The organism is Pseudomonas retamae (assembly GCF_043496865.1).
Taxonomy (GTDB): Bacteria; Pseudomonadota; Gammaproteobacteria; order Pseudomonadales; family Pseudomonadaceae; genus Aquipseudomonas; species Aquipseudomonas retamae.
The window spans coordinates 39403-55266 of the sequence record NZ_JBIEIL010000010.1 but is presented as its reverse complement, the minus strand read 5'-3'; the positions used below and the strand labels follow the sequence as shown (position 1 = coordinate 55266).

At 62.1% G+C, this 15864-nt stretch carries 11 protein-coding genes; 7 read left to right on the top strand and 4 right to left on the bottom strand.

Annotated elements, in window-relative coordinates:
• The first annotated feature begins 18 nt into the window (after positions 1 to 18).
• A complete protein-coding gene (locus ACGSLL_RS19660) occupies positions 19 to 1209 on the top strand; it encodes a benzoate/H(+) symporter BenE family transporter (RefSeq protein WP_394507605.1) in 1191 nt (396 codons plus the stop codon).
• Positions 1210 to 1465: 256 nt separating this feature from the next.
• On the opposite strand, the gene ACGSLL_RS19655 is transcribed toward ACGSLL_RS19660, so the two are convergent.
• The gene (locus ACGSLL_RS19655; RefSeq protein ID WP_016773843.1) at positions 1466 to 1810 is read right to left on the bottom strand and encodes a YggL family protein; all 345 of its coding nucleotides are present in this window, start codon (positions 1808 to 1810) and stop codon (positions 1466 to 1468) included.
• 232 nt (positions 1811 to 2042) lie between these two features.
• On the opposite strand from ACGSLL_RS19655, the gene dacB reads away from it, so the two are divergent.
• Positions 2043 to 3503: a D-alanyl-D-alanine carboxypeptidase/D-alanyl-D-alanine endopeptidase gene (gene dacB, locus ACGSLL_RS19650; RefSeq protein WP_090282563.1), complete on the top strand. Its 1461-nt coding sequence runs from the start codon at positions 2043 to 2045 to the stop codon at positions 3501 to 3503.
• Between the two features lie 138 nt (positions 3504 to 3641).
• Here the strand turns inward: dacB and ACGSLL_RS19645 are convergent, their stop codons facing one another.
• Both ACGSLL_RS19645 and rlmKL read right to left on the bottom strand, forming a co-directional pair.
• Positions 3642 to 6026, bottom strand: a complete 2385-nt coding sequence (locus ACGSLL_RS19645; RefSeq protein WP_394507604.1) for a sensor domain-containing diguanylate cyclase — start codon at positions 6024 to 6026, stop codon at positions 3642 to 3644.
• A 144-nt stretch (positions 6027 to 6170) separates the two neighbouring features.
• Entirely contained in the window at positions 6171 to 8441 is a 2271-nt protein-coding gene (gene rlmKL, locus ACGSLL_RS19640; protein ID WP_394507603.1) for a bifunctional 23S rRNA (guanine(2069)-N(7))-methyltransferase RlmK/23S rRNA (guanine(2445)-N(2))-methyltransferase RlmL, read from the bottom strand.
• Positions 8442 to 8972: 531 nt separating this feature from the next.
• On the opposite strand from rlmKL, the gene rmf reads away from it, so the two are divergent.
• A complete protein-coding gene (rmf, locus tag ACGSLL_RS19635) occupies positions 8973 to 9188 on the top strand; it encodes a ribosome modulation factor (RefSeq protein ID WP_003223300.1) in 216 nt (71 codons plus the stop codon).
• A gap of 259 nt (positions 9189 to 9447) precedes the next feature.
• Here the strand turns inward: rmf and ACGSLL_RS19630 are convergent, their stop codons facing one another.
• A complete protein-coding gene (locus tag ACGSLL_RS19630) occupies positions 9448 to 10467 on the bottom strand; it encodes a quinone-dependent dihydroorotate dehydrogenase (RefSeq protein WP_093103045.1) in 1020 nt (339 codons plus the stop codon).
• A 223-nt stretch (positions 10468 to 10690) separates the two neighbouring features.
• Between ACGSLL_RS19630 and ACGSLL_RS19625 the strand changes: the two genes are divergently transcribed.
• The 4 genes from ACGSLL_RS19625 (at position 10691) to ACGSLL_RS19610 (ending at position 15838) form a co-directional block, all read left to right on the top strand.
• Positions 10691 to 11902 (top strand): CmpA/NrtA family ABC transporter substrate-binding protein, encoded by a 1212-nt coding sequence (locus ACGSLL_RS19625; protein ID WP_394507602.1) that lies wholly within the window; start codon positions 10691 to 10693, stop codon positions 11900 to 11902.
• A gap of 15 nt (positions 11903 to 11917) precedes the next feature.
• Complete coding sequence (locus ACGSLL_RS19620; RefSeq protein WP_394507601.1) at positions 11918 to 12493, top strand: ANTAR domain-containing response regulator; 576 nt, start codon at positions 11918 to 11920, stop codon at positions 12491 to 12493.
• A gap of 455 nt (positions 12494 to 12948) precedes the next feature.
• The gene (locus tag ACGSLL_RS19615; RefSeq protein ID WP_394507600.1) at positions 12949 to 14160 is read left to right on the top strand and encodes a nitrate/nitrite transporter; all 1212 of its coding nucleotides are present in this window, start codon (positions 12949 to 12951) and stop codon (positions 14158 to 14160) included.
• A gap of 7 nt (positions 14161 to 14167) precedes the next feature.
• Positions 14168 to 15838 carry a protein kinase domain-containing protein gene (locus ACGSLL_RS19610; RefSeq protein WP_394507599.1) on the top strand — a complete coding sequence of 557 codons (1671 nt, stop codon included), beginning with the start codon at positions 14168 to 14170 and terminating at the stop codon, positions 15836 to 15838.
• Positions 15839 to 15864 lie beyond the last annotated feature (26 nt).

Here is a 15864-nt window from a genome sequence, read left to right as displayed (position 1 = left end):
ATAAGGAACACCACCGTCATGACCGACGCCACTCACGCCCGCCTGCGCCCCCTCGCTGACACCACACCGTCCGCCATCGTCGCCGGTTTCATTGCGATGATGACCGGTTACACCAGTTCGCTGGTGCTGATGTTTCAGGCCGGGCAAGCGGCGGGCCTGACCAGCGGGCAGATTTCCTCGTGGATCTGGGCGATTTCGATCGGCATGGCGGTGTGTTCGATCGGCCTGTCGCTGCGCTATCGCACGCCGATCACCATCGCCTGGTCGACGCCCGGCGCCGCACTGTTGATCACCAGCCTCGGCGGTGTGAGCTACGGCGAGGCAATCGGCGCCTACATCACCTGCGCAGCGCTGGTGACCATTTGCGGCCTGACCGGCAGCTTTGAGCGGCTGGTAAAAAAGATCCCCGCCTCGCTGGCCGCAGCATTGCTGGCCGGGATCCTGTTCAAGATCGGCAGCGAAATCTTCGTCGCTGCGCAGCACCGTACCGGGCTGGTGCTGGGGATGTTCTTTACTTATCTGCTGATCAAACGGCTGTCGCCACGCTACGCGGTACTTGCCGCCTTGTTGGTCGGCACCGCGCTGTCGGGCGCCATGGGCCTGCTCGACTTCAGCGGCTTCCATTTGGAAGTGGCCACGCCGGTCTGGACCACACCGCACTTTTCACTGGCCGCGACCATCAGCATTGGCATCCCGCTGTTCGTGGTGGCCATGACCTCACAGAACATGCCCGGCGTCGCGGTCCTGCGCGCCGACGGCTACAACGTCCCGGCCTCGCCGCTGATCACCACCACCGGCATCGCCTCGCTGCTGCTGGCGCCGTTCGGCTCTCATGGCATCAACCTCGCCGCCATCAGCGCCGCGATCTGCACCGGCCCGCACGCCCACGAAGACCGCAACAAGCGTTACACCGCTGCCGTCTGGTGCGGAATTTTCTACGGGCTTGCCGGGGTGTTCGGCGCGACGTTGGCGGCACTGTTTGCCGCGTTGCCGAAAGAGCTGGTGCTGTCGATTGCGGCATTGGCGCTGTTTGGTTCGATCATCAATGGCTTGAGCATTGCCATGACTGAGGTGAAAGAACGTGAGGCGGCGCTGATTACCTTTATGGTTACGGCGTCGGGGCTGACGTTGTTTTCGATTGGGTCGGCGTTTTGGGGGATTGTCGCGGGGGTGCTGACGCTGGTGATCCTCAATTGGCGCAAAGCCTGAGATCAAAAGCCCCTCATCGGAACGCCGCCCGCCTAACCCTCTCCCGGGGGGAGAGGGAACTGACCTGGGTGTCTGGAAAAGGTGCGCCGACATGGGATACCGAGTCGAACTCACATCTTGAAAAGCCCACAGATCGGCTCCCTCTCCCTCCGGGAGAGGGCTGGGGTGAGGGGCGAATCCACCACCAAACCCAAGCCGACCATAAAACCCCAGACGAAAAAAAACGGCGACCCTCAGGTCGCCGTTCTTTTCAGTATCACTTGGCCGCGTTGATCGGCTTTTCCGGATACCACACGTCCAGCAACGGGCTGACTTCGTACTTGGTCAGCTCGGAGCGGTTTTTCAGCCAGGCTTCAACGGCAGCGCGCTGCTCTTCGTTGACCGAGCCACGCTTCTGCAGGCACACCAGACCGAAGTCATCGCCGCCGACATAACCCAGACCGTTGGCTTCCATGGCTTCTTTGATGAATGCTTCGAGGAAAGCGTCAATGGCTTCTTCGGACAAGTCTTCTTTGAAGTCCAGGTTCAGTTCGAAACCCAGCTCTTGAAATTCATCAACGCACAGTTTTTTGCGCAGACGCTGGGAACGGTTAGTCGCCATTGGAACAATCCTCTTAAGTAATAACGGCCGGCACTTTACCAGTTTAAGCCGGCGATTGCCCGACTCTCTGGCCTCTGTGGCCGACCGCCTGTAAAAAATAACGATTTGCAACGCCCCGACACGGCACAAGCTGTTACAGCTTGGGGCATAATGCCGACACTTTCATGACCACTGAGGGCTTTTTCATCCATGCCCTCGTTATTTTCCCCTCGGCTGTAGGGTTTTATTTCATATGATCAAATCGTTGCGTCCATTGCTTCTCGCCGGCCTTCTTCTGCCGCTGGCCCTGCCTGTCTCCGCTGCCACCATCAACACCGCCCTCACCCCCAACGTCGAAAAAGCTCTCAAGGCCAGCAAGCTGCAGCCCAGCGCCCTGTCGCTGGTGATGGTGCCACTGGAAGGTCCGGGCACGCCGACCGTGTTCAACGCCGACGTGTCGGTGAACCCGGCCTCGACGATGAAACTGGTGACCACTTACGCGGCGCTGGAAATGCTCGGCCCCAACCACCAGTGGAAAACCGAGTTCTACACCGATGGCGATCTGAGCGGCGGCATTCTCAACGGCAACCTTTACCTCAAGGGCGGCGGCGATCCGAAGCTGAACATGGAAAAGCTCTGGCTGCTGATGCGCGACCTGCGCGCCAACGGCGTGACCCAGATCACCGGAGATCTGGTGCTCGACCGCAACTTCTTCATTCAGCCGCAACTGCCGGAATTCAACGACGACGGCAACGACGACAACAAGCCGTTTCTGGTCAAACCCGACTCGCTGCTGGTCAACCTCAAGGCGCTGCGCTTCGTCGCGCGCAACGACGGTGGCCGTGTGCTGATTTCCGTTGAGCCACCGATCGCCAGCATCCATATCCAGAACACCGTCAAGGCGCTGCCGTCCAAGCAGTGCACCGGCGGCGTGCGCTACAACCCGGTGCCGCAGGCTGACGGCAGCGTCAACGTGACGGTTGCCGGGCAGTTGGGCGAAGGTTGCAGCTCGCAGACCTACCTGTCGCTGCTCGACCACGCGACCTATACAGCAGGTGCCGTGCGCGCGATCTGGAAAGAACTGGGTGGCAGCATCCAGGGCCAGGATCGTCTGGCCTCGACGCCGAGCAATGCCAAGCTGTTGGCACGCGCCTACTCGCCGGACCTCGCCGAGATCATCCGCGACATCAACAAATACAGTAACAACACCATGGCCCAGCAGTTGTTCCTCAGCCTTGGTCAGCGCTTTCGCAACGAAGCCGACGGTGACGACGCCAAGGCCGCGCAACGCGTAGTACGTCAGTGGCTGGCGAAGAAGGGCATTACCGCGCCGCATCTGGTGATGGAGAACGGCTCCGGCCTGTCCCGCGCTGAACGTGTCAGCGCCCGTGAAATGGCGAGCATGCTGCAGGCCGCGTGGCACAGCCCGTATGCTGCCGAATACATCAGCTCGATGCCCATCGCCGGCACCGACGGCACCATGCGCAAACGCCTGAAGACCACCGCCATGCGCGGTGAAGCGCACATCAAGACCGGTACGTTGAACACCGTGCGGGCGATTGCCGGGTTCAGCCGCGATGTGAACGGCAACACCTGGGCGGTGGTGGCGATTCTGAATGACAAGGCACCATTCGGTGCATCGTCAGTGCTCGATCAGGTGCTGCTGGATCTGTACAAACAGCCGAAGCTGCCGCAGACCGCGTCGGTCCTGTAACCGGATTCTGCAAACACCATAAGCCCCTGTGGGAGCGAGCCTGCTCGCGAATGCGGAATGTCAGTCGACATCAATACCGACTGAACGACCGCTTTCGCGAGCAGGCTCGCTCCCACAGAAGCAAGCATCTGGTTTGAATCAGTTCATCTGCCGCTCAACCCGATCCCGGCCATTCTGCTTCGCTGCGTAAACACCCGAGTCAGCGCGCAGCAACAACGCATCTGCGCCCTCCCCCGGCCGCCAACTGGCGATGCCGAAACTCGCCGTGACCACGCCCACCACATCCACCGGCGCACTGCGCAGGCCTTCCCACAGCTCCATCGCCAGCATGTAAGCGTGCTCGCCATCGATGTCCGGGCACAGCACCATGAACTCCTCGCCGCCCAGACGGCAGAACACATCGGTGCGGCGCAGGCGATGGCCGATCCGCTCGCACACCGCTTGCAACACCCGGTCGCCCACGGCATGGCCGTAGTGGTCGTTGATGCGTTTGAAGTGGTCGATGTCGAGCATGATCACTGACAGTTCGCCACCGCCGCGCTCGACCCGGGCCATTTCGGTGGTCAGGCGCTCCTGGAAGTAGCGGCGGTTGTGAATGCCGGTCAGCGAGTCGGTGATCGACAACGCGCGCAGTTCTTCTTCCACGCGTTTGAGGTCGGAAATGTCCGAGATGTAGCCGTGCCACAACACGCCGCCGCCCGGCTGCTCCTCCGGCGTTGCTTCACCGCGCACCCAGCGCAGGCCGCGCTCGGGCAGTTGCACGCGATACTCCTCGCGCCACGGACTGAGGCTTTCGGCCGAGGCGCGGATCGAGGAGCGCACACGGGTCACGTCCTGCGGATGGATGCGAGTGAAGATCGCCTCAGCGTTGAACAGCAGCACATCCGGTTCCAGCTCGTAGATCTCGCGGATACCGTCGCTGGCATAGATCACGCTGAAGCGCCCGTCGAATTCCATCTTGAACTGGTAGATGCCCCCGGGCACATGGGCGCTGAGCTTCTTCAGCAGTACATCGCGCGCCGCTAGCACCTCATGCACGCGCTTGCGCTCGGTGATGTCGATGCAGATCGCCAGATGTCCGACCCACAAACCCTGCTCATCGAGCACCGGGGTGGCGAGCATGTTCACTGGCAGGTGACTGCCGTCGCTGCGCACCAACGTCCATTCGCGGGCCTCGTGACCGCCGACTTCGCCGCCCTCGACGAGCATGGCATGGCAGGTCGGGATGCTCTTGCCGTAGCGCGCGCTCAGCTCCGCCGCGCGGGCGGCCAGTTCGCGGGGCAGGTGCAGGTTTTCCAGAGTCATGCGGCCGACGACTTCGGCGCTGCTGTAGCCGAGCATCTGCTCGGCGCCGGGGTTGAACGTATTGATCACACCGCGCAGGTCCGTGGCGATGATTGCCACCTGGGTCGCCGCGTTGAGCACCCCGCGCAGTTGGCCGTGGGTACCGCGCAGTTCCTGTTCGCTGGCATGCAGTTCCTGGGTGCGCAGTTCAACCAGGCGCAAGGCGCGCTGGCGCTGGCTGACCAGCACATAAAGCAGCGCGCTGAGCAACAGACTGAGCAAGCCGCCCAGCACAACCACGCTGCTGAACGACGAGTGGTTGGCCTGCATGAATCCTTCGCTCGGCAGGATATCGACCTGATAGTCGTGATCAGCCATGCGCACCAGCCGCGTAGCCGCCAGATCGCTCGGCGCCGCTTGATTGCTCGACTCGAACAACACCTCATGCTGGTCATGGGTCGACAGATCGAGAATGCGCACCGAGAGATAATCATGCAGCGCATCCGGCAAGCCGTCGGCCAGCAACTGGCGCATGCTGATCACCGCCATCACATAGCCGAACGGCTGTGTCTCGCCTGGACGAATCACCGGTGCCAGCAGCAATACCCCACGCGCATACGACGGCTCTATGCCGACCAGATGCATCGGTTGCGACACCACCAGGCTGCGCAACCGGTCAGCGCGCTGCAAGGTTTCGCGGCGCAATGGCTGAGCGAGCAAGTCATAGCCCAGCGGCGCCGGCAGCCGGCTCTGCGTCTGGGTGTACAGCACCGGCACGTATTCATCGCGCGGTGCCGCCAGTTGCAGTTCGCCGTTTGCGTCCAGCTCACGGAGGGTGAACGTGCTCAGGCCTTCGTCACGCACGCGTTGCTCGAACAGCGCACGTTCGGCGCCGCTGATTCTGGGGGCATAGGTATAGGCTTGGGTGCGCAGCAATAACGGTCGGGAGTAACCGTCGAATTCGGCGCGGGAGACTGATTCGGAATTGGCGAAGAAGCGGCGCAGGCCATCAAGGCGTTGTTCCTGATCCTGAAAACGTTCTTCGATGCGGCTGTAGCGCTCGTTGGCCAGCAGCTGGAAGCGCTGACGCAGTTGCTGCTGAAACTGGTTGTAACTGGCCCAGGCGAGCAGCCCCGTGAGGATCCCGCCGGCGAGCAATACCAGCATCGCGACCAGCCAGGCCGAGACGTCTTCACTGATAAAGCCCAGTATCTTCGGGCGCACGGGGTGCAACGACATAAAGACCACTCACTGCGCGAGCATTACGGGAAAACCCCATTGACCGTGTGTGAGTTATAGCTATTAGCCACTAATTTAGCTAGCGCGGGCGAATCCGCGGAGCCTTTTAAAATCAAGGCTCTGAGGATCCAATCCCGGCAGGCGTCAACGAGCCGTGATTTTCCAGGCGCGATGGATCTTGGTATTGCGAGCGAAATCCGGATCAATGGTCTGCGCGCTGATTTCCTCGACTGCATAACGCTCGGCGAGGTTTTCTTCCAACTGGAACTTGCGGAAGTTGTTGGAGAAATACAGCACCCCGCCCGGCGCCAGACGCGCCATCGCCAGATCGATCAACTGCACCTGATCACGCTGCACGTCGAAGATGCCTTCCATGCGTTTGGAGTTGGAGAAGGTCGGCGGGTCGATGAAAATCAGGTCGTACTCGTCACGACTGCTTTCCAGCCAGGCCATCACGTCGCCCTGCTCCAGACGGTTCTTGTCCGAGAAACCGTTCAGCGACAGGTTGCGGCGCGCCCAGTCCAGGTAGGTTTTCGACAGGTCGACGCTGGTGGTGCTGCGCGCGCCGCCCTTGGCCGCGTGCACGCTGGCGGTCGCCGTGTAGCAGAACAGATTGAGGAAGCGCTTGCCGGCGGCCTCTTTCTGAATGCGCATGCGCATCGGCCGGTGATCAAGGAACAGGCCGGTGTCGAGGTAGTCGGTGAGGTTGACCAGCAGCTTCACCCCGCCTTCATTGACCTCGACGAACTTGCCCTGCGCCGCCTGACGCTCGTACTGCTTGGTGCCGCTCTGACGCTCGCGACGCTTGACCACCACGCGGCTCTTGTCGACATTCAGCGCCTGCGGAAGCGCTGCCAGCGCGTCGAACATGCGCGCCGAGGCTTTTTCCGGGTCGATGGATTTCGGCGCGGCGTATTCCTGAACGTGCACCCAGTCGTGGTACAGATCGATCGCCATCGCATACTCAGGCATGTCGGCATCGTAGACACGGTAGCAATCGATGCCTTCGCGCTTGACCCACTTGCCCATGGCCTTGAGGTTTTTCTGCAGGCGGTTGGCGAACATCTGCCCGCCTTCGCTCAAGCGCGGCTGCTCGATCACCGGCGCCGGGGCTGGGGTCGGCTTGATCGGGTTGCCGTTTTTGTTGAACTTGCGTTCCTGCGGCTCGTCCGGGGTCTGATCGTAGGCCGCTTGCTCACGCTCGGCCTGACGCTGTTCCGGGGTCCGCCGCTCGCCAGTGACAAACTGGTCCGGCAGGACCTTGATCAACAGCAGCTTGCACGGCAGCGCGCCGTTCCAGAACGAATACTGTTTGTGGCTGCGAATGCCCATGCGCTTGCCCAGGTCCGGGGCTCCGGTGAACACCGCCGCTTCCCAGTTCAGGCAGGCCTGACGCAGACGCTCGCCGAGGTTCTGGTAGAGATACAACAGGCTGGCTTCGTCACCCAGACGCTCGCCGTACGGCGGGTTGCAAATAACCAGGCCTTTCTGGTTCTGGTCCGGGCGCGGCTCGAACGTCGCGACTTCGCCCTGATAGATCTTGATCCACTCGCTCAGGCCGGCGCGTTCAACGTTGTTGCGGCCCGGCTGGATCAAGCGCGGATCGGCTTCGTAACCACGAATCCACAGCGGTGGCTTGGCCAGACCGGTCGCGGCGCGCTCGACGGCTTCTTCGTGAAGTTTTTTCCACAACGCCGGGACGTGACCCAGCCAGGCGGTGAAGCCCCACTGCTCACGGCGCAGGTTCGGTGCCATGTCGGCGGCGATCATCGCCGCTTCGACGAGGAACGTACCGACACCACACATCGGGTCAGCCAGTGCGCCACCTTCGGCAGCAATACGCGGCCAGCCGGAACGGATCAGAATGGCGGCGGCGAGGTTTTCCTTCAGCGGCGCCGCGCCCTGCTGCAAGCGATAGCCGCGCTGGTGCAGGCTGTGGCCGGAAAGGTCGAGGGAGAGGATCGCTTCGCCGCGATCCAGACGCAGGTGAATGCGCAGGTCCGGATTGAGCTTGTCGATCGACGGGCGGTCGCCCTGAGGCGTGCGCAGTTTGTCGACGATGGCATCTTTGACTTTCAAGGCGCCGAAGTGGGTGTTGTCGATGCCCGAACCGTGGCCGCTGAATTCAACGGCGAGGGTGCCGTCGCTGAGCATGTGGTCCTGCCAGTCGATGTCGAGCACGCCGTGGTACAGGTCTTCGGCGTCTTTCATCGGGAAGCGCTTGAGCACCAGCAACACACGGTTGGCCAGACGCGACCAGAGGCACAGGCGATAGGCGGTTTCCATGGTCGCCATGCCGCGCACGGCGGAGGTGTGCTCGCGCGCTTCTTCAAGGCCAAGCCCGACGGCTTCCTCGATGAGCAGGCCTTCAAGGCCTTTGGGGCAAGTGAGGAAGAGTTCGAAACGGTCGGACATGGTGATTTCCAGAGCCTTTGGCTAGTGGATCGGCAACGCATTGCCGATCCGGTTTTCAATCAGGCGCTTTTCTGAAAGAGCGCCCGCGTGGCACGAAGGTGTGCCGTTCCATCCCCGCTGCTCGGGTTAAAAGAGCTTAGATGCCGGGACAGATAAAAAAGTTGAAGCAACAAAATGTCTTGAAGTGACCCTTCGTCGCTTATTACCTGAGCGCAAACGTGGGTCATTCTCACTAAAGAATTAACCCCATCATCCAGCGCGGCGCCGATCATACCGGGGTTTGCTCAACAAACGTTCAATTAATACGCGGTTACTTATTGCCATAGCATCCTTTCCGTTACGTGCTTATGACAAAACGGTCATTCCCTCGCTGTGACTCATTGGTTAGAACTGCATACAGGTTGACGTCGCAACGGCGTCAACACCTTGGCTCGCCACGCCGGCAGCGAGCCGCACCATGGCAGGTTTTTTCTGCCAGACCTCAATTGAGGTCAACGCGACACTACAGTCAACAAGTGAGGGAAACACCCTATGAGAAGACTTAAGCGTGATCCGTTGGAAAGAGCGTTTTTGCGCGGATATCAATATGGCGTTGGTGGCAAATCCCGTGAGCTTTGCCCATTTACTCTACCGTCGGTACGTCAAGCCTGGATCAACGGCTGGCGAGAAGGACGCGGCGACAACTGGGACGGTATGACCGGCACTGCGGGAATCCACAGACTCAACGAACTTCACGCCGTCGGCTGACACAGGGCATTTATTCCGACACGACAATCTGAATATGTAACGAATTAACCACGCACGTCCCTCCCGGACGGCGGGCTACGGCCCAGGGGCTCCTTCGAGGAGCCCTTTTTATTGCCTGCGAAAACACTGAGCTGAACACCTAACCTGTGGGAGCGAGCCTGCTCGCGAAGGCGGTGTATCAGACCCTGATAATGTGACTGACAAACCGCTTTCGCGAGCAGGCTCGCTCCCACAGTAGATCACCGTGGTGTCAGATGGCTCAGCGCAGCGCGGCGATGGCGTCGACCGCTTCGCGAATCAGTGCCGGGCCTTTATAGATGAAGCCCGAATAAATCTGCACCAGGCTGGCACCCGCCTCGATCTTCTCGGCCGCGTGCTTGCCTTCGGTGATCCCGCCGGCGGCAATGATCGGCAAACGCCCGGCCAACTCACCCGCCAACACCTTCACGGTGTGGGTGCTCTTCTCGCGCACCGGTGCGCCGGACAGACCGCCCGCCTCGTCGCCATGCTCCATGCCTTCAACGCCGACCCGGCTGAGGGTGGTGTTGGTCGCGATCACCGCGTCCATGCCGGTTTCGATCAACGCCTGCGCCACTTGCACGGTTTCTTCGTCGGTCATGTCCGGGGCGATCTTGATTGCCAGCGGCACATGCTTGCCGTGGCGCAGCGCCAGTTCGGCGCGGCGCGTGGCCAGGTCCGCAAGCAACTGCTTGAGCGAATCACCGAACTGCAGGCTGCGCAGCCCCGGGGTGTTCGGCGAGCTGACGTTAACCGTCACATAGCTGGCGTGGGCATAGACCTTGTCGAGGCAGATCAGGTAATCGTCGACCGCACGCTCGACCGGGGTGTCGAAGTTCTTGCCGATGTTGATGCCCAGCACGCCCTGGTATTTCGCTGCGGCGACGCGCGCCAGCAGGTTGTCGACGCCGAGGTTGTTGAAGCCCATGCGGTTGATGATCGCCTCGGCTTCCGGCAGGCGAAAAATCCGTGGTTTCGGGTTGCCCGGCTGCGGACGCGGGGTCACGGTGCCGATTTCCACAAAGCCAAAACCCAGTTGTGCGAAACCATCGATGGCCGCGCCGTTCTTGTCCAGACCGGCCGCCAGCCCGACGGGGTTTGGGAACTCCAGGCCCATGACGGTCACCGGCACCTGCGCCGGCGCCTTGCACAGCAAGCCGTTGAGGCCCAAACGTCCACCCGCGCCGATCAGATCCAGCGACAGATCGTGGGAGGTTTCCGGGGAAAGTTTGAACAACAGCTGACGGGCCAGGGTGTACATGGGCGGCGATGACTCGGGCGGCGAAAAGAGGCGGCGATTATAGCCGGGCATCACCCTGCGGCGCGAGGCGCACGCCACAAATCGCGCCGGTGGCATATGCCTTGCACTTTCCCGGTTATCAACTCGCCGGCCAATGACGGCAGACGAGCACGGACAATGGCGTCGTCGACAAGTTTGCCTGGGCAAAGTCCGCGGCGGCGCTTTTTTTTCGAGGTGGCGATGTATGAATGAACTGACGGTCGGGCCACTGGCCTGGGTCAATGGCAGCGATGCGCCAGAAAAGAGCGCGATCAACCTCGGCTTCATGGCCCTGAGCGATTGCGCCTCGGTCGTCGTCGCGGCCACGCAGGGCTTTGCCCAGCCTTACGGCCTGACGCTGAACCTCAAGCGTCAGGCCTCGTGGGCCAATCTGCGCGACAACCTGGTCAGCGGCGAACTCGACGCCGCGCACAGCCTTTACGGGCTGATCTATGCCGTGCACCTGGGCATCGGCGGTGTCGCGCCCACCGACATGGCGGTGCTGATGGGCCTCAACCAGAACGGCCAAAGCCTCAACCTTTCACGCAACCTGCAAAACCTCGGCGTGAACAGTCCTGAAGCGCTCGACCGCCACGTGCACCAAAGCCGCGCAAAACTGACCTTCGCCCAGACTTTCCCCACCGGCACCCATGCGATGTGGCTGTATTACTGGCTGGCGAGCCAGGGCATTCATCCGTTGCAGGATGTCGACAGTGTGGTGGTGCCGCCGCCGCAAATGGTCGCGCACCTGCAAGCCGGGCGCATCGACGGTTTTTGCGTCGGCGAGCCGTGGGCCGCCAGCGCGGTGCAGCAGGACCTGGGTTTCACCCTCGCCACCAGCCAGACCATCTGGCCCGATCACCCGGAAAAAGTCCTCGGTTGCACACGTGAATTCGTCGAGCAATACCCGAATACCGCGCGGGCGCTGGTGATGGCGATTCTCGAGGCCAGCCGCTTCATAGAAGCCAGCCCGGAAAATCGTCGCAGCACCGCACACCTGCTCAGCGCGGCGGAATACCTCGATGCGCCGGTGGCATGCATCGAACCGCGTTTTCTCGGCGACTATGCCGACGGCCTCGGCAATCGCTGGCAAGACCCGCACGCGCTGCGCTTCCACGGCAACGGCGAGGTCAACGTGCCGTACCTCTGCGATGGCATGTGGTTCATGACCCAGTTCCGCCGCTGGGGCTTGTTGCGCAGCGACCCGGACTACCTCGCCGTCGCACGTCAGGTTCAGCAACTGCAGTTGTATCGCGACGCCGCAACCGCTGTCGGCGTGGCCGCCTGGGGCTCCGACATGCGCAGCAGCCAGTTGCTCGACGGCAAGGTCTGGGACGGCAGCGATCCGGCCGGCTACGCGCGCAGCTTCAAGCTGCACGCGCTGAGCGACGACGCTCCCCTGCTTGCCCAGCGCTGACCGGAGGCCGCGAACATGTTGCGCATTCTGCTGATCAACGACACCGCGAAAAAAGTCGGCCGTCTCAAGGCCGCATTGACCGAGGCCGGTTTCGAGGTGATCGACGAGTCCGGCCTGACCATCGACCTGCCCGCACGCGTCGAAACGGTGCGCCCGGACGTGATCCTGATCGATACCGAGTCACCGGGGCGCGATGTCATGGAGCAAGTGGTGCTGGTCAGCCGCGACCAGCCACGGCCGATCGTGATGTTTACCGATGAACATGACCCGACGGTGATGCGCCAGGCGATCAAGTCCGGGGTCAGCGCCTACATCGTCGAAGGCATTCACGCCCAGCGCCTGCAGCCGATTCTCGACGTGGCGATGGCGCGCTTCGAAAGCGACCAGGCCTTGCGTGCGCAGTTGCAGGCACGGGATCAGCAACTGGCAGAGCGCAAGCGCATCGAGCTGGCCAAGGGCTTGTTGATGAAAATGAAGGATTGCAATGAAGAAGAAGCCTACACGCTGATGCGACGCCAGGCCATGAGCCGGCAGCAGAAGCTGATACAGGTGGCGGAGCAGATTATTGCGATGAGCGAGTTGCTCGGCTGACTGATCGTTCCCACGCTCTGCGTGGGAACGATCTGAAAAATCAAAAGCCCCTCACCCTAGCCCTCTCCCGGAGGGAGAGGGGACTGATTGGGGGATGCTCTGGGAGTGCGCCATCCTGTGATTTCTGCTGTGAATCCATAATCGACGCGGTCTCTCAGGGCGATGTTTGACGTCATACACCTCGATCAGTCCCCTCTCCCTCTGGGAGAGGGCTAGGGTGAGGGGCTTTTGATCTTTCCCCTGTTGGCACAAATCTCGCTTTGTAAAACGCACAGGTAACCAACGGCGGTTGCCCCACCCTCGACAAAGACGTCGCTCACCCCATTCGCCCTTGCGCGAATCCGGTAGCGGCGTTTTTGCGTTTTGGCCCCACAGACCGGGGCCGGTGGTGCGGCCGTGCAGGCGCTCCACCTGCTGTGCATGACTCCCGAGACTCTTATCAGCTGAGGTGCGCGATGAATTCAAGCTTCTGGAAATCCGGCCACACCCCGACATTGTTCGCGGCCTTTCTGTATTTCGACCTGAGCTTCATGGTCTGGTACCTGCTCGGCCCGCTGGCGGTGCAGATTGCCACCGACCTGCAACTGACCACCCAACAACGCGGCCTGGTCGTCGCCACGCCGATTCTCGCCGGCGCGGTGCTGCGCTTCATCATGGGCATGCTGGCCGATCGGCTGTCGCCGAAAACCGCCGGGCTGATCGGTCAGGTCATCGTTATCTGCGCGCTGTTCGGTGCGTGGAAACTCGGTATTCACAGTTACGAGCAGGCGTTGATCCTCGGCCTGTTCCTCGGCATGGCCGGCGCGTCGTTTGCCGTGGCCCTGCCGCTGGCCTCGCAATGGTATCCGCCAGAGCATCAGGGCAAAGCCATGGGCATTGCCGGTGCGGGCAACTCCGGCACGGTGTTCGCCGCGCTGCTCGCGCCGGTGATTGCCGCTGCATTTGGCTGGAGCAATGTCTTTGGTTTCGCCCTGATCCCGCTGATTCTGACGTTGGTGCTGTTCGCCCTGCTGGCGAAAAACGCCCCGCAGCGGCCGAAACCAAAAGCCATGGCCGATTACTTCAAAGCCCTCGGCGACCGTGACAGCTGGTGGTTCATGTTTTTCTACAGCGTGACCTTCGGCGGCTTCATCGGCCTGGCCAGCGCCCTGCCCGGCTATTTCAACGATCAATACGGCCTGAGCCCGGTCACCGCCGGTTACTACACCGCCGCCTGCGTATTCGGCGGCAGCCTGATGCGCCCATTGGGCGGCGCGCTGGCTGATCGCTTCGGTGGCATCCGCACCTTGCTGGCGATGTACACCGTCGCCGCCATCTGCATCGCCGCCGTCGGCTTCAACCTGCCAAGTTCCTACGCCGCTCTGGCGCTTTTCGTCTGCACCATGCTCGGTCTGGGCGCCGGCAACGGTGCGGTGTTTCAACTGGTGCCGCAGCGTTTTCGTCTGGAAATCGGTGTGATGACCGGGTTGATCGGCATGGCCGGTGGCATCGGCGGTTTCGCTCTGGCGGCCGGCATGGGCGCGATCAAACAGAGCACCGGCAGCTATCAACTGGCGCTGTGGTTGTTCGCCAGCCTCGGCGTACTGGCATGGTTTGGCCTGCACGGCGTCAAGCGTCGCTGGAGGACCACCTGGGGCTCGGCAGCGGTAACGGCGGCGCGAGTCTGAGGCGTCGATGGCTCTGCAACTGAGCTTTGCCGAAGCCAGCGCCACCGGCCCGCGCGCGGAGAATCAGGACGCGCTGCGTTCGGTGACGCCGGCGCCAGCGCTGGCCGCAAGCAAAGGTTATCTGTTCGCCATTGCCGACGGCGTCAGCCAATGCGCCGATGGCGGCCTCGCCGCGCGTTCGACCTTGCAGGCGCTGGCGCTGGACTACTACGCCACGCCGGAAACCTGGAGTGTGGCGCAGGCACTGGATCGTCTGTTGCTTGCGCAAAACCGCTGGTTGCAGGCCAATGGCGGCGGGCAACCGCTGCTGACCACGATCAGTGCGCTGGTGCTGCGCGGCCGGCGCTTCACCCTCGCCCACGTCGGCGATTGCCGGGTGTATCGCTGGCACGCCGAGACGTTGCAGCGCATCTCCGAGGATCATGTCTGGGACCAACCGGGCATGCAGCATGTGCTCAAGCGCGCGCTGGGGCTGGATCAGCACCTGGTACTGGATTTTCTCGACGGTGAACTGCAGGAAGGCGAAAGTTTCGTGCTGCTCAGCGATGGCGTCTGGTCGACGCTGGGCGATACCGCAATCGCGGCGATTTTGCGTGATCAACCGGATCTGACGAACGCCGCACAAACGCTGATCAACGCCGCGCATCTGGCCGGCAGTCAGGACAACGCCAGTGCCTTGCTGGTGCGCGTCGATGCGCTCGGTGAGTCGAGCATTGGCGATGCCTTGATTCATCTGCAGCAATGGCCCTTGCCGCCGCCGCTGAAACCCGGTCAGTCATTCGAAGGCTGGCAGGTGCAAGGCATTGTTGCGCAGAGCCAGCAATCGCTGCTGTATCGGGTCGCCGATGGCCAGGGCCAGTCGTGGCTGTTGAAAACCTTGCCGGCGCGCTTGGCGGACGATCCGCAGGCCGGGCAAGCGCTGCTGTCCGAGGAGTGGTTTCTCAGGCGCGTCGCCGGTCGGCACTTCCCCGAAGTACATGCCTGCCCGCAGCGCCAGCATTTGTATTACGTGATGCGCGAATACCCCGGAACGACCCTCGCCCAATTGTTTCAACAACGCGGCCCGCTGCCGCTGGCGCAGTGGCAGGACATTGCCGAGCGCTTGCTGCGCGCGGTTGGCCTGCTGCATCGGCGGCAGATTCTGCACCGCGACATCAAACCGGAGAACCTGCATTGGGGCGATGACGGCGAATTGCGTCTGCTGGATTTTGGCCTCGCCTACTGCCCCGGTCTGTCGCAGGACGCGCCGTCGACGTTGCCGGGAACCCCCAGCTTCATTGCCCCGGAAGCCTTTCGCGGGGATTTGCCAAACGTGCAGCAGGATCTGTATTCCGTCGGCGTGACCCTGTATTACCTGCTCAGCGGGCATTTTCCGTATGGCGAGATCGAAGCCTTTCAGCGGCCGCGATTTGGCGTGCCGGTCAGCGCCAGTCGTTTCCGCCCGGACCTGCCGGAATGGCTGGCGCAGAGCCTCGAGCGCGGCGTCGCGGCCGATCCACAGCAGCGCTTTGAAACGGCGGAAGAATGGTTGCTGCTGCTGGAACAGGGCGAGCGGCGCAGTTTAAGCGTGCGGCCCAGACCATTGCTGGAGCGCGAGCCGTTGAAGGTCTGGCGGACCATGGCGCTGGTGGCCTTGTTGGGGAATGTGGTGCTGCTTGTGTTGTTGTTTCATGGTTGAAACCGTGGCGCGCTATTCGCGAGCAG